At 41.8% G+C, this 22,049-nt stretch carries 12 protein-coding genes; 11 read left to right on the forward strand and 1 reads right to left on the reverse strand.

All coding sequences use genetic code 11. From position 1 onward, the window contains the following. The first annotated feature begins 54 nt into the window (after window positions 1-54). The 4 genes from LV85_RS02795 (at window position 55) to LV85_RS02810 (ending at window position 3,099) form a co-directional block, all read left to right on the forward strand. Window positions 55-549, forward strand: coding sequence for an acetyl-CoA carboxylase biotin carboxyl carrier protein subunit (locus LV85_RS02795; protein ID WP_111316663.1), 495 nt, complete (start codon window positions 55-57; stop codon window positions 547-549). A 283-nt stretch (window positions 550-832) separates the two neighbouring features. Then, window positions 833-1,546, forward strand: coding sequence for a UMP kinase (gene pyrH / locus LV85_RS02800; RefSeq protein ID WP_111316664.1), 714 nt, complete (start codon window positions 833-835; stop codon window positions 1,544-1,546). 5 nt (window positions 1,547-1,551) lie between these two features. Beyond that, window positions 1,552-2,112 carry a ribosome recycling factor gene (gene frr, locus LV85_RS02805; protein WP_111316665.1) on the forward strand — a complete coding sequence of 187 codons (561 nt, stop codon included), beginning with the start codon at window positions 1,552-1,554 and terminating at the stop codon, window positions 2,110-2,112. Between the two features lie 165 nt (window positions 2,113-2,277). Next, window positions 2,278-3,099 carry a glycoside hydrolase family 16 protein gene (locus tag LV85_RS02810; protein WP_111316838.1) on the forward strand — a complete coding sequence of 274 codons (822 nt, stop codon included), beginning with the start codon at window positions 2,278-2,280 and terminating at the stop codon, window positions 3,097-3,099. Between the two features lie 22 nt (window positions 3,100-3,121). On the opposite strand, the gene LV85_RS02815 is transcribed toward LV85_RS02810, so the two are convergent. Then, complete coding sequence (locus LV85_RS02815; RefSeq protein ID WP_111316666.1) at window positions 3,122-5,770, reverse strand: DUF5686 and carboxypeptidase regulatory-like domain-containing protein; 2,649 nt, start codon at window positions 5,768-5,770, stop codon at window positions 3,122-3,124. 497 nt (window positions 5,771-6,267) lie between these two features. Here LV85_RS02815 and LV85_RS02820 point away from each other — a divergent pair, with 497 nt between their 5' ends. The 7 genes from LV85_RS02820 (at window position 6,268) to LV85_RS02850 (ending at window position 21,921) form a co-directional block, all read left to right on the forward strand. After that, complete coding sequence (locus tag LV85_RS02820) at window positions 6,268-9,252, forward strand: SusC/RagA family TonB-linked outer membrane protein (RefSeq protein WP_111316667.1); 2,985 nt, start codon at window positions 6,268-6,270, stop codon at window positions 9,250-9,252. Window positions 9,253-9,271: 19 nt separating this feature from the next. Next, on the forward strand, window positions 9,272-10,759 hold the full coding sequence (locus LV85_RS02825) for a RagB/SusD family nutrient uptake outer membrane protein (protein WP_111316668.1): 1,488 nt from the start codon (window positions 9,272-9,274) through the stop codon (window positions 10,757-10,759). A gap of 286 nt (window positions 10,760-11,045) precedes the next feature. Continuing rightward, window positions 11,046-11,540 (forward strand): hypothetical protein, encoded by a 495-nt coding sequence (locus LV85_RS02830; protein WP_111316669.1) that lies wholly within the window; start codon window positions 11,046-11,048, stop codon window positions 11,538-11,540. Further along, a complete protein-coding gene (locus LV85_RS02835; protein WP_111316670.1) occupies window positions 11,537-14,842 on the forward strand; it encodes a VCBS repeat-containing protein in 3,306 nt (1,101 codons plus the stop codon). The genes LV85_RS02830 and LV85_RS02835 overlap by 4 nt, the downstream gene beginning before the upstream one ends. Window positions 14,843-14,928: 86 nt before the next feature. Continuing rightward, window positions 14,929-18,108 carry a VCBS repeat-containing protein gene (locus LV85_RS02840; RefSeq protein ID WP_111316671.1) on the forward strand — a complete coding sequence of 1,060 codons (3,180 nt, stop codon included), beginning with the start codon at window positions 14,929-14,931 and terminating at the stop codon, window positions 18,106-18,108. 122 nt (window positions 18,109-18,230) lie between these two features. After that, entirely contained in the window at window positions 18,231-19,571 is a 1,341-nt protein-coding gene (locus LV85_RS02845; protein ID WP_111316672.1) for a vanadium-dependent haloperoxidase, read from the forward strand. Between the two features lie 175 nt (window positions 19,572-19,746). Continuing rightward, the gene (locus LV85_RS02850) at window positions 19,747-21,921 is read left to right on the forward strand and encodes a bifunctional alpha,alpha-trehalose-phosphate synthase (UDP-forming)/trehalose-phosphatase (protein WP_111316673.1); all 2,175 of its coding nucleotides are present in this window, start codon (window positions 19,747-19,749) and stop codon (window positions 21,919-21,921) included. Window positions 21,922-22,049 lie beyond the last annotated feature (128 nt).

Raw genomic sequence — 22,049 nt, forward strand, 5'->3', positions numbered from 1 at the left:
TGAAAAAGAATCGGTTTTATGGGAAATTGTATATTCGGCTTCAAATTAACATGAATGTTTACAGTTACCATCCAAAATAAAAGCTATTCGGTAGAAAAAACCGAGGATACTATTCAAGTAAATAGCAAAACGATTGATTGGGATCTTCAGTGGATTTCAGATCGAAAAATTCACCTGATTTATGAAAATAAGTCCGTAGAAGCCGAGTTAATCTCCCTAGACAAAGAGGCAAAAACCATCCAAATCAAGTTTGGAAACAAGGTCTCAAGTCTCCAACTCCAAGATAGATTTGATATACTTCTGGAACAAATGGGAATGAACAATATGGCATCCCAAGCTCTGAAAGAAGTAAAAGCTCCGATGCCGGGACTCATATTGGATCTGAAAGTAAAACCTGGCGATGAAGTAAAAAAAGGAGACGTGCTACTCATCTTGGAAGCCATGAAAATGGAGAACATCCTGAAATCTCCAGGTGATGGACTGGTGAAGTCTGTAAAAGTCTCTCTGAATCAAAGTGTAGAAAAAAACCAAGTCTTGATTCAATTTTAGAGTTTAAGCCTAGCATTATGAATTGAAGAAATTATATTTGTCGGATTATTTAGTGCAAATCGGCAATCAACCGATCCTTTTTCAGTCAATTTGCTAATGCTAGTTAGCCGCACGCTGGGAATAATACGCCTCAAATAATCGCAGTAAAACAATAGCGATAAATAACCTCTGAAAAACAACAGCAAACACATGAAATCGAGCATACCACAGGGCATCACCCAGAGTTGTTGTCATCCTAGTTGCGAGATTCCATTTGGCCTTTGAAAAAGCAAATTACATACACATGAAATACAAGAGAATACTGCTCAAGCTCAGCGGTGAGGCATTAATGGGTGAAAAGAGTTACGGCATCGATCCAGAAAGACTTCAGCAATACACACGCGAGATCAAAAAAGTACATGACATGGGTGTAGAAGTAGCGATCGTCATCGGAGGTGGCAATATTTTCAGAGGCGTACAAGCCGAACAATCTGGTATTGACAGAGTTCAAGGCGACTACATGGGCATGCTGGCTACCTTGATCAATGCAATGGCACTGCAAAGTGCACTAGAGCAAGGTGGCATGTACACACGCTTGATGTCTGGTATCAAAATTGAAAGTGTTTGTGAGCCATTTATTCGTAGAAGAGCTATCCGACACCTAGAAAAAGGTCGTATTGTGATTTTCGGAGCTGGAATTGGCAATCCATATTTCACCACGGATTCTACTGCAAGTTTGAGAGCTATAGAGGTAGAAGCCGATATTGTATTGAAAGGAACTAGAGTGGATGGAGTCTATACTGCTGACCCGGAAAAAGACCCTACTGCCACAAAATATAAAACCATTTCGTTTCACGAAGTGTATGAGAAGAACCTAAATGTCATGGACATGACGGCATTTACCCTTTGCCAGGAGAACAACCTACCAATCATCGTATTTGATATGAATGTGTCGGGCAATCTCAGCAGCCTGGTACAAGGTGAAGAAATAGGTACTTTGATCACTTCTTTAAGCTAATAACCATGGAAGAAATCGAATTATACTTAGACGAAGCAAAAGAATTGATGCAAAAAGCAGTGGATCACACTTCCGCTGAGCTTTTGAAAATCCGTGCAGGCAAAGCAATGCCTAACTTACTAGACGGAATAATGGTAGAGTATTACGGTGCTAAAACGCCCTTGAATCAAGTATCTTCCATCAATACTCCTGATGCTCGTACCCTTGCTATCAAACCTTTTGAGCGTTCTTTGATCTCAGAAATCGAAAAAGCAATCATCAACTCTGATTTGGGACTAGCTCCTCAAAACAATGGAGAAATGATCATCCTGACGATTCCAACGCTTACTGAAGAAAGACGTATTTCTCTAGTGAAGCAGGCAAAACATGAATGTGAAGGAGGAAAAATCTCACTAAGAACTGTACGCAAAGACATCAATGACGAGTTGAAAAAGCTGCAAAAGGATGGCGCTGCAGAAGATGAAATCAAAAGAGCTGAGGAAGTAGTCCAAAAATTCACAGATCAATATTCGACGAAAATAGATGAGCTTCTAGCAAAGAAAGAAGTGGAAATCATGAAAGTCTAATCCAAACAAACCTCGGTCACAAACCGAGGTTTACTTTTTTAAAACATTTTTATCCTCATTTCGCTAGGCTAGCGTATCTGACGGGATCAATAAATTGACTTTCTGATTTTTTTGAGAATATACATGCTGGAACAAGTAAAGAAATTAAAAATGCCAACACCGCACATGAAAAACCTATTCGCAACAATCCTGATTCTTGCAGTAGTCTCCTGCTCCCCCAAACCCTACAAGCTGGCAGAGGAATATATGCTAATCCAAAAGCCAAAAAGAGAAACTAAAGACTGGAAATTAGTCTGGCAGGATGAATTTGAACTGGACTCCTTGGATGGTAGCAAGTGGACGAAGATCCCTCCAAATAAGGCTGACTGGGGTAATTACATGAGTGACGATGAGCGTTGTTATGATTTCAAAGATGGAAAAGTCTATCTCAATGGAATCGTCAATCAGAATAATCCTGTAGATGAAAGGCCATATCTAACCGGCGGAATCTACACCAAGGGGAAATTTGCCTATCAGTACGGCAAAATAGAAATTCGTGCGAAGCTGGGCTCTGCCCAAGGCGCTTGGCCGGCAATGTGGTTGCTTGCCGAAAAGAATAAGTATGGCAAGTATCCCAAGAATGGAGAGATTGATATCATGGAGCATATCAATTTTGAGGACATCATTTACCAAACAACGCATTCCTACTACACCCTAGAACTGCACCAAACAAACAAGCCCCCGCATGGAGGCACTGCTGCATTTGATAAGGATGTGTACAATACATTTGGACTGGAATGGTATCCAGAAAAACTGGTTTTCACCCTGAATGGCAAAGAGACCTTTACTTATCCCAGAATCCTAGGCGTAGATCCAAGTCAGTGGCCCTATGATCAGTCATTCTACCTGATGATCGATATGCAGCTAGAAGGTAGTTGGGTGGGAAAAGCAAATCCAGAACATCTCCCCGTTCAAATGATCGTGGATTGGGTTAGGGTATATCAGTAAACTTTTTTGATGAGTTGACTGGCTATTGAATTTGGATAAAAGTGGCAACCCCAAACCTTACTCCACCTCGAAGAAAATTCGCGTTTTCAAATCCAGCGCCCATTTCCAGTCTGAATATCCTGAAGAGGTTATCTAGTGAATAACCAACTTCCCAGTAATTCGGGGAATTGTCGGTTTTCAAATAATTGAAGAAAATATTCTCCCTCAAACCAGAAAATCTCAGCATTGGCAATTGCGTGAAGAGAAATTTCCTAAACTGATAATGCACTATCCCTGAGAAATACTTTGAGCTGGTACTGTACTTATAATAGTCCATAAAACGATAATTGGAGGCTGGACCAAAGTTGGAGAATATCGTTCGATTTCCTCCGAAGTGCTGAAAATCCGGAAAATACACCTGATCATTGGACAAGAAGGCTCCTGCGGAAAGATTAAAATCTAGCTTTCCACTGACTCCAAAACTGTAATTATGCTGGATGCCGAGTTCTACATGATCGAAATCCGCTGCAGTCCCATCGCTACTGATTCCACCAAATGCCTTATTGTAAGTGAATTTTATCAAAGGAGATCGATCATTCAAAGCATATTTTCGACCATTCCTTATCCCATATTTTATTCCAGGTCGCCATTCCACTTCAGCATTAAGCTTTAGTATATCATGATCAGCAAATGATTCTTGATCAGTTTCCACATTCTCTGGCTGGTTAGAACTATACTCCCGGCCCGACTTATTATAGAAACTATAATTATTTGTGTTAAACAACTCCCTTCGCTGGGCATAAGTCATGTTTACTCTATATGTAAGCCCTCCATTTACCTTATGTGCCCAATAGGCTTGCGCAAAAGTCTGCTCATAAAGCTTCATGTAATTTTGCCTGAAAAACAGGGAATACAGTGCATTTACCTGCTCGTTGATTGGTTCTCCACCGTTGAATTGATAGATATATCTTCCCCCTTTCACTCCGAAGGTAGTTCCAGAAACAGGCAATGTACTGGACCATCTGAAATCTACTTTTCCATAGAATCGATTACTTGAGAAACCATACCGTAGTTCAGGCTCTATATTGAAGCTCTTTCTATGGAAATTGACGCTATCAGCGAGAAGCGTTTCTGATTGTTTCCGATAAAACAGTCCCATTCCAAGCTTGAATCCTTCCAAGGTATTGAATGAAATCTTAGTCCAGTTTTGCTTAAAGCCAATAGAAACTCCATTCCCTAAGGGATAGGAAGCACCATTCATAAAATCTAGGACCTTGTATTTTCGTTTAGCCTTTTTAGCCACCGAATCCACATCGCTCATCTTAGCTGCCTCCACAGTAGCAACACTATCATCACGTCGGTACCCTTCAATCTCACTCTCAGTCAGCGGCACAGGACGAATACTATCCCAATAGGCTTGACCGTACTTTTTGGCCATGGAATCCACTTCATAATAGCTCTCCTGGATCACCTCGGGCTCTTTTTGCTCCTTCAGAGATTCCTTCTCGTACTCATTGAGCAGCTTTCTATATTCCTTGCGTGTTTTCGGTTCTTCCTTTGCAAGCTGTTCCAATGCAGATACAGACTTATCAAACTTCTCAGCCTCCTCAGGTACTTCTTGCACCTTTTCATCAATGATTTCAGGCACGAGTTCAAGATCAGGATTCAATTCTATTTCGTATTCTCGGGTAGAAGCTAGATACTTGAAGTTGCCTTCAAAACCGAAAATTTTACCTCCAAAATCATAGGTATGCGTCAGGGGCATCCAGACATTATCTGCTACCGGGGCATATTGCTGCTTGGCCTGGATTTTAAATCCCAAATAAGAAGTCTGCAGGTTCAAACTATGGATTGCCCACAAATCCTCAATAATATAAATAAAGCCTTCGAATACCTGTTCCCCTCGAGACCTAGGAGTCACTTTGATCTTATTGACCATGACATTCTGATCAAAGAAGCTTCCTTCATAGTGAAACTTATAATACTGAAAAGCTGAGCGAGAAAGCGGTGAGATGATCTCGTTGATTTTCTCTTGGTAGAAAGTAGTCTGAATATATGGCGCAGGCGAGGTGGATTGATTATCACCGTTGGTTCGGATAGAAATCACCTTTTCCTCCACTTTATTGGGCTGGGTGAAGATAATTCTCGACACGGACTCAGAAGTATAATCTTCGTTGAGCTTGAGACCCTCTTTTTCTATGGTTTTGCGAAGAAAGAAAGGAGCATCAGTCAATTTCCCGGTTCCTTTGAGATAGACGGTCATGCTGTATTTCTGTATTTGCAGCCGGTGATATTTGGCTTTCGCGATAGCTTTACGCATGATGGTGAGTGCTGGATCTTCTGCACCTGCCTTTACTTCTACCTCGGCCAAGGTGTATTCTTGCGGAACCAGCACAAAGTCTTTTACTACCCATTCATCGGTGATGATGATCGTTTCGAGCTGGGATTTGTATCCAAGGTATTGCACCAGCACATCATATACACCTTTCTTGAGCTTGTATTCGTAATTCCCCTCTTCGTTGGTAGGCACCCCATCTCCGAGATTTCTAACATAGACTGAGGCAAAAGCCAGTGGTTCCCCATCGGCGGTCGTCACTTTTCCCTTGATTCCTTGGGCATTTGCCGGATTGCCAAAAAGTAACACCGTAAAAGAAATACATAAGACAAGAATTAAGAGTACTTGTTTTTTCATAAAAGTCGGTTTGTACCTCAAGATAATCAGCTTTTCAAAAACGACCTTTTCTAGTCAAAAGTTTTAAGATGATTTAGGAACAAACTAACAGGATTTATCATACGAAATAAGAGAATCATCCAATCCTAGTTTCATTCTATCTGCAGAAAACAAATGCTAACTTTTTATTTAATAACAAGACTTTCCTAAAAATTTTAAATATGTTTTTTCTCTAAAAAAGCCATGGAAAATGAAAGGCACTTTTTTTTCAATTTTTTAAAAAAAAACCGATTTCGTGACTTTTCGAAAAAGGAAAACGATTTCCATTACCATTCTTACAACAAATCAATTGTTTTGATAAGTATTAAACAAATAATTCATTGTTCTGTTAAATCGATTTTTTCCATTCTATTTTAAGGGAAATGTTAATAATTGCAAAATTAAAATTAATACCACACTTTAGATTAGAAATATATGATCCCATATCTATTTCATATTGTATTTAACAATCAAACCTTATGAGAAACTATTTACTAAAAATCAAGACGTTGCTGCTTGTGATGCTACTGGTCACCAGTGCTTCGCTCGTCGCAAACGCCCAGTCCCGGACTATCACGGGAACCATCTTAGATGCAAACCTGGATGGGCCAGTTCCTGGCGCTACCATTATGGTGAAGGGCACTACACGTGGAACTGCTTCAGATATCGATGGAAAGTTCACTTTAGATCTCCAAGCTGGTGATCAGATCCTTGTTGTATCATTTATTGGATATGCAAACAAGGAAGTGGAAATCGGATCGAAAACCGAATTCATCATTAACCTAGAAGAAGATATACAAAGTCTTGAAGAGGCTGTTGTAATCGGTTATGGCTCTCAGGACAAGAAAGAATTGACTTCGGCAGTGGTCGCAGTGAAGCCTGAAGACTTTAACAAGGGTAACATTTCTAATCCTGCTCAATTGCTTCAAGGCAAGGTGGCAGGTCTATCCATTACACGTCCAGGAGGCAGCCCAAATGCTGGCTTCAATGTAAGACTACGAGGTCTTTCCACTTTTGGAGCTAACTCCTCTCCTTTGGTGGTCTTGGATGGGGTGATCGGAGCTTCTATAGACAATGTCGATCCAAATGACATTCAATCTATCGACGTATTGAAAGATGGATCTGCTGCAGCAATTTACGGAGCTAGAGGTTCTTCAGGTGTGATTCTGATCACTACTACTAAAAAGAACAAGAAAGACGGAATTGCTAACGTCTCCATTAATGCCTTTGGCACAATGAATCAAGCTACTAATTTGATCCCAATTCTTTCTGCTGACGAATTTGTTGCAAGAGGAGGAACTGATTTTGGTAGTGACACTGATTGGAGAAATGAGTTAATTGACGATTCATTTTCTTACACTACTAATGCCAGCATATCCGGTGGTTTCAATAACACGAACTATATGGCAGCAGTCAATTACAGAGATAATCAGGGAATTGTAAACGGTGTTTCCAACGAGCGTCTTAACACTCGAATAAATGTCTCCCAAGGAGCAATAAACAATCGCTTGAGATTGAATGTGAATCTATCCTTTACAAATATTGAGGCTAATTCTATCAATGACGCAGCCTTCAGATATGCTACTCTGTACAATCCTACTGCTCCCATATTTGAGGACACTCAAGATGCACAAGAGAGATTTGGTGGCTATTTCCAAAGAGACCTATTTGATTTCTACAATCCAGTAGCCTTAGCCAACCAGCAGAAGTTTATCTCTGAGACTAAATCAGCCTTAGTATCTTATAGAGCTGAGTTTGACATTCTACCAAACCTGACTATTTCAGCTCAATATTCTCAAGACCGAAGCAATACACTTTCAGGTGATTTCTGGTCAAGATTAGACTATAACGTAGGCCTTGGTACAGGAGGTTCTGCGCAGAGAAGAACTAATGATAGAGTGCAGAAAATATTTGAATCAACCCTACGGTATGAAATTGACCTTTCTGATGGACTGAACATGACGCTACTCGGTGGTGTCGCTACCCAGTCAACAGAAAACCAAGGATTTAACGCTAGAGTTAAGCAATATTTATTTGATTTAGGATGGGACAATTTGGGTGCTGGTTCTATCAGACTTGGTAATAGTACAGATGTAGCTTCCTATGCAAACGAAGATCAACTTAACTCTCTCTTTGGTAGAGCAAACTTCAACTGGCGCAATAGAATATTCCTTTCAGCTTCAGTAAGAGCTGAGACTTATTCTGGATTTGGAGCGAACAACCAAACTGGCGTTTTTCCGGCAGTAAGTTTAGGCGCTGACTTCACCCAGTTTTTCAACATGGGTATTTTCAGCCAATTCAAGCCTAGAGTTTCTTACGGTATCACAGGTAACCTTCCTCCATCACCTACCTTGGCACTTGGTGTCTATGGCAATGGAAACAGAGTTGATCTAGACGGAGATCCCTTAACTCAAAATGATGTGTATGTAGGAATCGTGCAAAACTCAAATCCAAACAAGGATCTCAAATGGGAAACCAAAAGTGAGATTGACGTGGGATTAGACTTCGGAATGTGGAATAACAAATTAACAGGTAGTGTTGATTACTATGTAAGAAACATCTCCGATCTACTATTCAATGTACCAGTAGCTACTGGCGCTCCAAACCCATTTGACCCAGGAAGATTCAACACCGCTTCCTCTACATGGGTAAACCTAGCTGACCTAAGAGCTGCAGGATTTGAATTTGCAGTGAGCGCCCATGATATCAAATTAGGGCCTATCATGTGGCATCCATCTTTCAACTTTACACTTTATGACAAGACTACCATTGAGAGTTTGTCAGCAGGTGACTTAGGATTCGATGAGCTAAGATTTGCAACGCCAGGTGCTCCAGGCCAAAATAACAACCCAATCATCTACAACAGAGTAGGTCAGACACTGGGTGACTTCTACGGCCCAAGACTGGAAGGACTGACTGAAGATGGACAATATATCCTTTCTACTACAAATCCTGACGAATTTGAGAAATTAGGAAATGGACTTCCTAAAGGAGAATTTGGTTTTGCCAACAACTTCGTATGGAACCAGTGGAACTTCAGCTTCTTCTTTAGAGGAGCTTGGGGACATGATCTATATAATTCTTATAGAGGATTCTACGAAAACCAAGATGCCTCATCCAATACTTGGAACTCAGTGAATACTACAAAGACTGAGGTGGTAACCTCCACCCCTACCTTCAATAGCTCATATATTGAGGATGCATCCTTTATTAGATTGGACAATTTGGAGTTAGGTTATAACTTCAAAACCTCTTCTAAAAACTTGAATGCATTCAGAGTTTATTTTGCAGCGCAAAACCTGTTTACAATTACTGATTACACAGGTATTGACCCAGAGGTTAGAGTAACAGACTCTGAGAATGGCGATGGTTTTACCACTTCATTGTCTCCTGGAATTGAGAGAAGAAACACTTACTTCCAGACGAGATCCTTCACTTTGGGTGTAACACTAAATTTCAAATAATTAAAATAATAACAGAGCTATGTTAAAATATATAAGTAAAATCTGTTTAGTGATCCCAATGGTATTCTTGCTGGGATCCTGCTGGGAACTGGACCAGGAAGTACTGGACGGTGTCACGCCTGAGGATGTAGCAAATAGTGACAATCCCGAATTGGTAGAGGTACTGAAAGCTTCTGCCTATTCTAGAATAGTAGGAAGCTGGGGTGGACACAACAGTATCTGGTCTATCAACGAAGTAGCATCTGATGAAATGGCAATTCCTCAAAAAGGTCCAGATTGGGAAGATGGAGGAATTTGGCTTCGTGTTCACCGTCATACTTGGGGAACATCTGAAGATGCTTTTAACAACTCATGGAACTATTGCTTTACTGCAATTGGAGAGATCAACAACTTGATTATTTCCTTCCCCGATGTAGAATTGCTGGTAGCAGAATTAAAGGTATTGCGTGCGCTTCCTTATCTATGGCTGTTGGATTCCTTTGGTAATGTCCCTATTGTAACGGAGGAATCCACTGGAGGCAATCCTACGAATAATACTCGTCAAGAGGTATTTGATTTCATCGAAAGTTCTATCCTTGAAAACATCGACTTGCTAGCAAAAGCAGACACCAAGACTACACTGAATTACTATTCTGCCCAAGCAATGCTTGCAAAACTTTACCTCAATGCAGAGATCTATACAGGCACACCAAGATGGGCTGATGCTGAAGCTGCTGCTAACGAAGTGATCTCAGGACCGTATTCTTTGAGTTCTAATTTCTTCTCAAACTTTGCGACAAGAAACGGTGGTTCCACTGAAAACATTCTTACCCTTCCATATGATGAAAACAATGCAGCAGGATTTAACCTGGCCATGATGACTTTGCATTACCTGAACCAGAACACATTTGATTTGAGTGCACAGCCTTGGAATGGTTATGCTTCTTTGGAGGAGTTTTATAATAATTTCGACGATGAAGATATAAGAAAGAATAGTTTCTTAGAGGGCCCACAATTTTCATCAGATGGATCTAGACTGGAAGATTTGTCTGCTGAGGAAAATGATCCTGACGGACCTCCACTTACCTTCACTCCGGACATCAATATGCTTGCACCAAATGCATTAAGACAAGCAGGTGTAAGAGTTGGTAAATTTGAGTTTGCTCCTGGAGCAGGACAAGAATTGAGTAATGATTACCCGCTATTCAGACTAGGCGACATTATTCTAATCAAATCAGAAGCTGCATTCAGACAGGGTAAAATGGCAGAAGCACTTGATGCATTGAACCAAGTGAGAACTAGAGCTGGTCTTACTCCTCTTGCTACAATCACTGCTGATGCAATCTATGAAGAAAGAGGCTTTGAAATGTTTGCAGAAGCAAGCAGAAGAACAGATATGATCCGCTTTGGCAAGTTCTTGCTTCCTTGGTGGGAAAAAGAATCTTCTCAAGAATTTAGACAGCTTTTCCCTATACCTCTTCAGCAAATCAACGCCAACCCAAGCCTAAAGCAAAACCCAGGTTATTAAGTAGGCACTATATAGTTTCAAAAGGAAGTGCAGGACCTGCACTTCCTTTTTTCACTTCTAACTTCCTGAAATTTCAGCAGGAAACTGGAATTGTCCTCCCAGGAAATTTCCGATTCACCCCACATCAGCTATCTTAACACCTCAATCAGCCTTACTTACTTAATAGCCTGATCATCCGATAGCATTACGCGAAATGAAAACCAACTACAGTTTCTTAAATCACCCTTATCTCGTATTGATACTGGCTAGTCTCATTCTATTTTCCTGTTCATCTGAGTATCAAAAAATGGAATCAGCCCAACTAGCTTCTGGAAAACTGGAAAACAGCCTATTCCTTGGATTAGAACTTGGAATGGACAAGAAAACCTTCTATGCAGAATGCTGGGAGATGAATAAAGAGGGGATATTAATAAACGGACCCACCGAACTCTCCGTCGAATACCAAGTAGACTTGCCCTCTGCCAAACCTGCAAAAATGCGATTTTACCCTAAATTCAACGATGACAAAATCTACCTTATGCCAGTGGATTACACCTACGAAGGATGGGCTCCCTGGAATGATGAGCTGGCAGTAGAAAAACTACGTGCAGATGTACTTGCGCTTTATGAAGACTGGTATGGAGAGGGGTTTATAGAAGTGAAAAGTGAAGACGGCAACCAAGTCGCATTTGTAAAAGTGGATGGCAACCGTCGAACAAGAATATTTAAGAAAAATCTTTCTACAGTTCGGGTAGAAATAGTAGATCTACCGATCTTACATCAGATAGAAAACCCAGCATGAAGAGACGCCTAATACTATATTCAGCACTCGTTTCTTTATTCGCTTGTCAGCCTAAAATAGAGAAATCTCCTACGCTTTTTGAATCGATTCCCTCCACCGAATCAGGAATTGACTTTGCTAACACCCTTCCTTTCAACGAAGAATTTAATATTTTCACCTATCGAAATTTTTACAATGGAGGAGGCGTCGCCTTAGGAGATATCAATAATGACGGTTTACTCGATGTGTATCTCAGCTCCAATCTTGGAGATAACAAATTGTATCTCAACAAAGGAGAGTTCAAGTTCGAGGACATTACCGAATCATCTGGAGTAAAGGGTTCACGTGCTTGGAGCACAGGAGTAGCCATGGCAGATGTAAATGGCGATGGATTTCTGGACATCTATGTTTGCAATTCTGGAGATATCGCCGGAGACAACAAGCAGAATGAGCTCTTCATCAATCAGCAGGATGGTACTTTCAAAGAAGAAGCAGAATTATACGGATTGGCTGATCAAGGCTTTTCTACTCATGCAGTTTTTTTTGATTACGACAAGGACGGAGACCTCGACACCTATTTGCTCAACAATAGCTACCAAGCAATCGGGAGCTTCAATAAAATGCAAAATGAGCGCCCCAAGCGGGATTCAGTGGGGGGCGACAAACTCTTTAGAAATGATGATGGTAAATTCGTTGACGTCAGTGAAGAAGCTGGTATATACGGTTCTATTATAGGCTTTGGGCTAGGCATTACCATTGGAGATGTGAATCAGGATTCTTGGCCGGATATTTTCATTTCAAATGATTTCTTCGAAAAGGATTACCTCTACATCAATAATCAAGATGGAACCTTCAGCGAATCTCTAGAAACTGCCATGAGATCAATTTCTGCTGCATCTATGGGAGCTGATATTGCAGACATCAATGGCGATGGATGGCTGGACATCTTTGTTACAGACATGCTTCCCGAGCCTCCAGAACGCTTAAAACAAGTAACTACTTTTGAAAATTGGGATAAATTCAAGTTCAACAAGGAACACGGCTATCATTACCAGTATTCCCGAAATATGCTCCATATCAACAATGGAGATGGCACCTTCAGTGAAATGGGGAGAATGGCAAATGTAGAAGCTACTGACTGGAGCTGGGGAGCCTTGATTTTTGATATGGACAATGATGGCAAACGAGATATTTTTGTAGCAAATGGCATATATCAAGACATCACTGACTTAGATTATTTGAACTTTATAGATGATGATGCTACCAAAAGCAAAATTATCTCTCAGGAAGGAGTCGATTATAAAGCCTTGATCGACCCTATCCCGATTAATGCTATTCCTAATTATGCCTATAGAAACTTAGGTAATCTGCAGTTTGAAAATATGGCCGACAGTTGGGGATTAGCTGAAGCCATCCACTCAAATGGTGCAGCTTATGGAGACTTGGATAATGATGGCTCACTGGATTTGATTGTCAGCAATGTCAACCAGCCTGTCTCTATTTTCAAAAACAATGGGAAAAAACTACTGCCTCAAAATCACTCCGTTCAAATCAAGCTTATAGGAAAAGGGAAAAATACACAAGCGATTGGCGCGCAAATTAAAATACATTCAGGAACGCAGGTTTTTTATGCTGAGCAGATGCCTAACCGCGGTTTTGAATCTTCAGTGGATCCAAAAGTCAGCATTGGCCTGGGCGGAATTAGTACTATCGATCTCATTCAAGTGCTTTGGCCAGATGGCTCCTATTCCAAATTAGAGCATGTTCCCTCCGATACGCTAGTAACCTTAAATTGGGCAGAATCCAGCCCAATGCCAGATAGCGATGTATTCTTCGAAAAACCAAACGCTCCCTTTTTCCATAAGTATGAGGCTAGTCTAATTGATTTCCACCATGAGGAAAACCCAGTAGTAGATTTCGATCGAGATCGCCTTACTTTCCATATGTACTCAACTGAAGGGCCTGCTTTTGCCAAAGGAGACGTAAACGGAGATGGAGTAGATGACCTGTATTTCGGGGGAGCCAAAGGATTCTCCGGCAAATTATACGTAGGATCAAGATCAGGAAACTACACGCTTTCAGAACAAAAATCGCTCAAAGACGATAGTATCTCGGAGGATGTTGATGCTGTATTTTTCGATGCCAATGCAGACGGCTCACTTGACCTATTCGTAAGCTCAGGAGGAAATGAATCTGGACTTGGTTCTCCCGAACTTACCGATAGACTTTATCTCAATGACGGTAAAGGAAATTTCACTAAAAGCTCTCAACCTGGTTTCAATGCAAATCGGGGAAGCACCTCTTCAGTTCAAGTTTTAGATCTAAACTCCGACGGAAGTCCTGACCTCTTTATCGCCGGGAGATTGGTTCCATTTGTCTATGGCGCACCAGCAAGTAGCAGCGTTTGGATCAATGATGGCAAGGGGAATTTCACTGACCAAACCTCAACTTTGGCTCCAGAACTGAACGAAATCGGCATGATTACAGATTCTAAAGTTCTTGATTGGGACGCTGATGGGAATGAAGATTTGGTGTTGGTTGGTGAATGGATTGCGCCAGTTTTCTTTAGAAATAATGGGCAAATGCTGGAAAGAATTGAGATGCCCGAACTCGAAAATTTAAAGGGCTGGAACAGAACCTTAGAAGTGGCAGACCTTGACGGAAACGGGCTACCTGATTTGATACTAGGAAATAATGGTTTGAATTCAAGGTTCAAAGTTTCACAATCTACCCCTGTGAAAATGTACCTCAATGATTTCGACCAAAATGGATCTATCGAACATCTCTTTATCCGGCAGGTAGGTGAAATGCAAATCCCATATACCCTCAAGCATGAATTGGAACGTCAAGTCCCTTCAATCAAAAAACAATATATGCGATACAGCACCTATAATAACCAACAGCTCGCAGATATATTCCCGCAAGAAGTCCTGGACAAATCCATTATCAGCGAACTGAACAATTTAGCCTCTGGTGTGCTGATGAATGAAGGGAATGGCAAGTTTACTTGGAAACCTTTCCCAAGGATGGCTCAGCGATCTTATGTTTTTGCGATCCAAACTGCCGACTTCAATAAGGATGGAATATTGGACCTACTCCTTGGAGGAAATCTCTCGCAAGCAAAACCTGAAGTCGGAAAATATGATGCTAGTTATGGAGATGTCCTCCTTGGCAATGGCGACGGCACATTTAACTTTTGGCCAAATGCAGAAAACGGCCTCAAACTTGAAGGTGATATAAGAGCCTTTTCTGACTTAGGTGATGGAAAAATCCTGGTTGTGAAGAATTCTTCGGCAGCAGAAATCTGGGAATACAACAAGTGAAGCTCTCTCAAAATACAAGCCTTTTCTTTTTAGGGTTTTGCCTGCTAATTTCCTGTCAGGAAAAAAAACAGCCTAGCCTCTTTGAAATGATTAAGCCTGAAGAGTCTGGAATCGACTTTGAAAACAAAATAGAATCCACTCCTGAGCTTAATATCCTAGAATACCTCTATTTCTACAATGGAGCTGGCGTGGCAGCGGGTGACATCAATAACGATGGCTTGGCGGATTTGTACTTTGGGGGAAATCAGGTTTCGAACAAACTTTACCTCAATCGAGGAGATTTCAAGTTTGAAGATATTACTGAGAAAGCTGGAGTTACTGGAGAGAAAGGCTGGACCACTGGAGTCACAATGGTTGATGTGAATGGAGATGGATTACTCGATATCTACGTCTCTCAGGTCGGAGGCTACAAAGGAATTCAGGGCAAAAATAAACTATACATCAATCAGGGTGATGAGACCTTTGTTGATGAAGCAGAGATCTATGGACTCGCTTTTGAAGGATTGAGTACTCAGGCAGCATTTTTTGATTTCGATCAAGATGGGGATTTGGACATGTACTTGCTCAATCATTCGGTAAAAAGCCCCGAAGTTTTTGCGCCAGCCAAAGCAAGAAATAATACTGACCCACAAGGTGACAAGCTATTTATGAATCTAGCATCTCAAGGTGAAAACAGGTTCGAAGATGTTACAGAGCAAGCTGGTATTTATAGCAGCATGCTTGGCTTTGGATTAGGCATAGGCATAAGTGACATCAATGGCGACGGCTGGGTGGATATTTACGTTTCCAATGATTTCACAGAGAATGATTACCTCTATCTCAATCAGCAAAATGGCACTTTCAAGGAGTCTCTAGAAACGATGCTTAGCTCCAGCAGTAGGTATAGCATGGGAAATGATCTGGCTGATATTAATGGCGATGGATTCCCTGAAATCTTCACTACAGACATGCTGCCTGAAGACCCATCGATCTGGATGAAGTCTGTGGGCGAAGACAAACCAGAAGTTTATCATATCAAAAAACAGTTTGGCTACGGGGATCAATATGTAAGAAATCATCTCCAACTCAATCAAGGCGATGGGGAATTCAGTGAAATCGCCTTATTCTCAAATGTTTTTGCCTCAGATTGGAGCTGGTCCCCATTGATTTTCGACATGGATAATGATGGGCTTCCTGATATCCACATCACCAACGGCATAGTCAAAAGACCAAATGACCTTGATTTTGTGCAGTATTTTGAAGAAGGCACAGGGAAATTATCTGAGAAAGAACTGGAAGCAAAGCAGATAGAAATGCTCCCTACCGTCAAACTTCCAAACTATACTTATCGCAATACTGGTAATTTGAATTTCCTCTATCAAAGCCAAGAATGGGGCTTGGATCAACCTTCCTATTCCAACGGCTCTACCTATGCCGACCTGGACAATGATGGAGACTTGGATCTGATCATCAATAATATCAATCAGCCAGCTTTCATTTATCAAAATCATAGTGACTCTACCAATAATTTCCTCCGAATAGATCTAAGCGAAGATTCCAACAATGTATTTGCAATAGGGGCTAAGGTCAAGCTTTATGCTGCTGAGATGTCCTGGTCACAGACCTTGAGTGCTACGAGGGGATTTTTATCAGGGCCTTCTACCACATTAGTTTTTGGCTTAGGGAAAACTGAAAAAATTGATTCCATTGAAGTGAATTGGCCTGAAAGCAAGACAGAAAGATTCTATGACTTTACCGCTAACGAACACTTAAATCTCAGGCGAGGAACTGGGTCAGAAACTCACCTAGCAACTATAGCAAAGTCTGATAATCATGAAACGTCTCCCAGCATACTTTGGAACCATCAAGAAAACGCAGTTCCAGAACATATCAAGCGAGAGTACCTGCTACCAAGAAGTTTCTCAGAAATGGGCCCGGCGCTAGCCGTAGCAGATGTGAACTCTGATGGTCTGGAGGATATATTTGTAGGTGGAGCTGTTGGCCAGGCTAGTAGCATCTTCTTACAAGGTTCAGACGGTTCTTTTATAGAAGCGGCCAATCCTATTTTCCAGCTACTTGCCCGAGCAGAAGATACCGCTGCAGCCTTTGCTGACTTCAATGGAGACGGAAACTTAGATCTCTATATCGGAAGCGGAGGTCAGGAATTCCTGTCAGGCACACTGTTTTTAAATGACAGACTGTTTTTTGGAGATGGAAAAGGAAGTTTTTCCTTTGATCCGAATGCCTTGCCTCAGCATGCAGAAAACACTTCAACTATTGCCGTCAATGACATAGACAACGATGGCGATCTAGACATCTTTGTGGGCTCTTCGGTTGTTTTTGGAGACTATGGGGCCGCACCCAAAAGCAGCCTCCTTATAAATCTAGGTCAAGGAAAATTTCAAGATGTCACTAAGGAATGGTTTGGTGCGGAAATAAATCTAGGCATGATCAATTCAGCAGTCTGGGCGGATCTGACCGGCAATGGCCAAGCTGAATTAGTACTAAGTGGCGATTGGCAGGGTATCCGAGTTTTTGAGAATAAGACTGGAAAATCGCTCCAAGAGAAAGAACTACCGGGATTGGAATATTCTTCTGGCTGGATTCAAAGCCTCGTCATTGCTGATGTAAACGGCGATGGGAGACCAGATATTTTAACAGGAAATCTAGGACTCAACACTAAACTCAAAGCAAGTATGGAAAAACCTCTTTGGTTATATCATTCAGATTTTGATGAAAACGGGCAGGCAGATCCACTGATCTTTCACTACATGGGAGAGCGTCTGGTTCCATTAGCCAGCAGAGATGAACTGATCAAACAGATTCCTGGAATCAAGAGAAAGCATAATTCCTATCAGAACTATTCTGAAATTACTGGTCCTACAGATTTATTTACCGCAGAGTCTTTGGCCAATGCCTCCAAACAAGCCGCTTACGAATTTCGGTCTGGAGTATATTTTCAAGAAGAAGACGGAAGCTTTGCTTTTGAGCCATTTCCAGATCAGGCACAACTCTCTCCTATTTTCGCTATCCTCTGGGAAGAATCTCAAAAAACAGTCCTACTCGGAGGGAATTTCTCAGGATTCAGAGTTGATCTTGGGATCAATACAGCATCCGCTTTCACAGCCTATCGTTGGAAAGATGGAGCCTGGGAAACCAAAGCATTTCAAGATAGCATTCCCTCCAAAGCTGAAATCAGACAGCTTAGCAAAATAACTGTAAACAAGAAGCCATTTAGCATAGGAGCAAGCAATTCGGGGCCTCTATACTGGATCAATCTTGATTAAAATCATTTGATACTTGCTTTATTTCCAATAGCTTTGGGGTCCAAACAGAACAACTTGAAATCTGCTTCCTCGAAGTTACTCCCCGATTTCAGAAACAAACCTTTCATACAAACTCAAAATATATGCGTATCGTCAAATTCATGCTATTTTCAGGATTACTCCTGATTGCAGTCTCTTGCGCAGAACCGGTCGATTATTCCCAAGCCATTACAGATGGTCAATATATTAGTCAAGCTCAGGATAGAATCACAGAAGTAATCATTCACGACATATTCTCCCCGCCTGTGGCAGCGAGAATTTATACCTATGCCTCGCTTGCTGCTTATGAAGTAGCAGCATCAACAGATCCAAATTACGCTTCTTTGATGGGTCAATTAAATGGCTCAGAAGCAGTAACCTTTTCTCCTTCAGAGAAAGTTTATGCACCATTAGCCTCTTTGGCTGCCTATTATTATGTGGGTACAGGATTGATTTTCTCTGAAGAATTAATGAATGGGCATAGGGATGAAGCTTATGCGAAGTTGAAAGACAAAGGGATTCCTGATGATGTATTTGAAGCTTCGATAGCCTTCGGCAAAGAAGTGGGAGATGTCATCAAAGCTTACTCTTCTAAAGACAATTATCACCAGAGTCGCTCTTTTCCGAAATTCACGGTAACTGGAGAAGAAGGAACCTGGCAACCTACTCCTCCGGCATACATGGAAGCCATAGAGCCACATTGGAATAAAATCAGAACTTTCGTTCTCGACTCAGCCTCCCAATTCACACCTTTACCTCCTCCTCCATTTTCTACTGAGCCAGGAAGCGAGTTTTTCAAGGTAGCCAAGGAAGTTTACGATATGGACAAAGCGGCTACGCAGGAGCAAAAAGACATTGCGCTTTTCTGGGATTGCAATCCTTACAAGATGAATGTGAAAGGTCATGTGATGTTTGCTGAGAAGAAAATCACTCCTGGCGGGCACTGGATGAGCATCACCGCGATAGCTTCCAAAGCAGCCGATAAAGATTGGAAAGGAACAGCTGAAGCTTTTGCTATGACGGGAATCTCACTCAATGAGGCCTTTATTTCTTGCTGGGATGAAAAATACCGAAGTAACCTGATCAGACCTGAAACATATATCAATCAGCACATAGATGAGCAGTGGGTACCTCTTCTACAAACCCCTCCTTTCCCTGAGCATACCAGTGGACACAGTGTTGCCTCTTCGGCAGCGGCCTATACCTTAGCTCACTTGTTTGGAGATGAATTTCATATTGTCGATAGCTCGGAAGTAGCTTATGGTCTTCCGATAAGAGAATATAGTTCCTTCTCTCAAGCGGCCGAGGAAGCAGCCTTGAGTAGGTTTTATGGAGGAATCCACTACCGCCCAGCCATTGAATACGGCATTACTGAAGGCCGGGATTTAGCAGCCTTCATCTGGACCAAGGTGGACACCAAGGCTAAAAATGTAGCAAGCAACTAATCATCAAAGCATCCGACATCTCGGATGCTTTTTTTATGCACAAAACTCAAAATCTAGGACGAAATTGAAGATAGCTTCGCTCTTGATGTTTTTATTCCAACAGATATTCTGTACCTTTTCTTGTCACCTTTTTGAATTGGATTTTTCCACTTCTTGTTTTTAAACCAATTATTTCATGTCAAAAACCATTATCGTTTCCAATCGCCTTCCTATTAGTTTAAGACACCGCAATGGCCGATTTGAGTTCAAACCAAGTGCAGGAGGTTTAGCCACAGGCCTTGGATCTATTTATAAAGAGGGAGATAACATTTGGATTGGATGGCCCGGAAATACCGTAGATGATCCCGAGCAGCGAGCAGAAATCATCCTTGAACTTCATGACCTGAAAATGGCGCCTGTTTTCCTTTCCAAGGAAGATGTGGAAGAGTTTTACGAGGGATTCAGTAACGAGACGCTGTGGCCAGCATTCCACTATTTCACCCAATACATGGTCTACAACCCTGAGCACTGGGAAGCTTATGTACGTGTGAATCAGAAATTTTGCGATGCCATCCTGAAGAAAGCTGGGCCAGACGATACGATCTGGATCCATGATTACCAGTTGCTCTTGCTTCCGCAAATGCTCCGTGAAGTATTACCTAATGCTACGATCGCTTTTTTCCAACATATCCCCTTCCCTTCCTACGAGATTCTCCGTATGATCCCTTGGCGAAAAGAACTCTTAGCAGGTGTATGCGGTGCAGATTTGATCGGCTTCCACACCTACGATGACATGCGTCACTTCCTTAGTGCGGTGGGGAGAATCAACGGTTTGTCCAGCGAAAGCGGCTACATCCAAGCCGAAAATAGAATCATCAATGTGGATTCTTTCCCAATGGGAATTGACTACGATAAATTTGCGAAGCAAGCAAAAAGCAAGAAAACGCTTCGCTATGTAACGGAATTTGGCAAGCAGGTAGAAAATCAGAAACTACTTCTCACCATAGATCGCCTAGATTATTCCAAAGGAATACCACAGCGTATTCAGGCTTTCAATCAATTGCTAGAACAACATAAAGAATTGCACGGCAAAGTATCTATGATCATGATCGTGGTGCCTAGCCGTGATAAAGTACAGTCTTACAAAGAACTCAAAGAAGAAATTGACCTGCTGGTAGGTCGAATCAATAGTGAGTATTCTACACTGAACTGGGTGCCTGTTCATTATTTCTACCGAAGCTTTCCTTTCGAAGAACTCAGTGCATTCTACAATATGTCAGACATCGCGCTAGTCACCCCACTGCGTGACGGTATGAACTTGGTCTGCAAGGAATTTGTAGCCAGCAAAACTGATCAAACGGGCGTACTGATCCTTTCCGAAATGGCTGGTGCATCTAAAGAGCTTCAAGATGCAATTCTCGTCAATCCTTACGACAGACAAGGAGTGGTAGATGCGATTTTCAATGCGCTATCCATGCCGCAAGAAGAGCAAATCGCTCGAATTAGCAGTATGCAGGAGAGCTTGAAAAAGTACGACGTGTTCCAATGGGTGAAAGTATTCATGGATCGTCTGGATCATGTGAAGAAAAAGCAGGAGGAGCTCACCTCCAAAGATGTGGACACCAAAGTGATGAATGAGATCCAAGCGAGCTTCAAGAATGCTAAAAACGCCGTTTTGTTCCTTGACTATGACGGAACTTTGACCGGGTTTCACTCAGACCCACAAAAAGCAGTACCGGATGATGAACTGAAAGGAATCGTAAAAGACCTCAGCGAACTCGCACAGGTAGTCGTCATCTCAGGAAGAGACAAAGACACGCTGGGCAGGTGGTTTGAAGGTCAGAATATCGACATGATCGCTGAGCATGGCGTGTGGGTGAAAAAGAAAGAGGATAAGGGAGACTGGGAGCTCTACGCAGATGTAGAAGATGGCTGGAAAGATGACATCCGAAAAGTGATGGAATATTACGTACTCCGAACTCCTGGAGCCTTTATTGAAGAAAAACACCACTCACTCGTTTGGCACTACCGAAAAGTGGAGAGTGGTCTGGGAGATCTCAGAATGCGTGAGCTATTCAGTCACCTGAAATACATGGCGAGAGGTCACAACTTGCAGGTCTTGGAAGGAAACATGGTGCTAGAAATCAAGCGGCCTGATATCAACAAAGGTCGCGCAGCTACAGCGATGATGAAAGGAATGGAATATGACTTCATCTTGGCAATCGGCGATGACTGGACAGATGAAGATACCTTCAAGGCTATGCCGAAAAATGCCTATTCTATCCGAGTAGGTTATGCATATACCCAAGCTAATTTCAATATCAAATCAGTCAAGCAGGTGAGGCAATTGCTTCAGAAGCTGACTTCTTGATATCCGTATTAATTATCAGAAATGAGGTAGGGGTGAAAGATTTTTCGCCCCTTTTTCATGATTGAAATTTTTCAAGCCTGTCTGCTGTCGGCGGGTCTCATGATTTGGACCAGTTGATCTCGTATAAT

It is taken from the genome of Algoriphagus chordae (assembly GCF_003254055.1).
Lineage (GTDB): Bacteria > Bacteroidota > Bacteroidia > Cytophagales > Cyclobacteriaceae > Algoriphagus > Algoriphagus chordae.

What these genes read in the sequence shown, in the direction of transcription:
- LV85_RS02795 (WP_111316663.1), top strand. Translation starts at nt 55, where the DNA reads ATGTTTACAGTTACCATCCAAAATAAAAGCTATTCGGTAGAAAAAACC.
- pyrH (WP_111316664.1), top strand. Translation starts at nt 833, where the DNA reads ATGAAATACAAGAGAATACTGCTCAAGCTCAGCGGTGAGGCATTAATG.
- frr (WP_111316665.1), top strand. Translation starts at nt 1,552, where the DNA reads ATGGAAGAAATCGAATTATACTTAGACGAAGCAAAAGAATTGATGCAA.
- LV85_RS02810 (WP_111316838.1), top strand. Translation starts at nt 2,278, where the DNA reads ATGAAAAACCTATTCGCAACAATCCTGATTCTTGCAGTAGTCTCCTGC.
- LV85_RS02815 (WP_111316666.1), bottom strand. Translation starts at nt 5,770, where the DNA reads ATGAAAAAACAAGTACTCTTAATTCTTGTCTTATGTATTTCTTTTACG.
- LV85_RS02820 (WP_111316667.1), top strand. Translation starts at nt 6,268, where the DNA reads ATGAGAAACTATTTACTAAAAATCAAGACGTTGCTGCTTGTGATGCTA.
- LV85_RS02825 (WP_111316668.1), top strand. Translation starts at nt 9,272, where the DNA reads ATGTTAAAATATATAAGTAAAATCTGTTTAGTGATCCCAATGGTATTC.
- LV85_RS02830 (WP_111316669.1), top strand. Translation starts at nt 11,046, where the DNA reads ATGGAATCAGCCCAACTAGCTTCTGGAAAACTGGAAAACAGCCTATTC.
- LV85_RS02835 (WP_111316670.1), top strand. Translation starts at nt 11,537, where the DNA reads ATGAAGAGACGCCTAATACTATATTCAGCACTCGTTTCTTTATTCGCT.
- LV85_RS02840 (WP_111316671.1), top strand. Translation starts at nt 14,929, where the DNA reads ATGATTAAGCCTGAAGAGTCTGGAATCGACTTTGAAAACAAAATAGAA.
- LV85_RS02845 (WP_111316672.1), top strand. Translation starts at nt 18,231, where the DNA reads ATGCGTATCGTCAAATTCATGCTATTTTCAGGATTACTCCTGATTGCA.
- LV85_RS02850 (WP_111316673.1), top strand. Translation starts at nt 19,747, where the DNA reads ATGTCAAAAACCATTATCGTTTCCAATCGCCTTCCTATTAGTTTAAGA.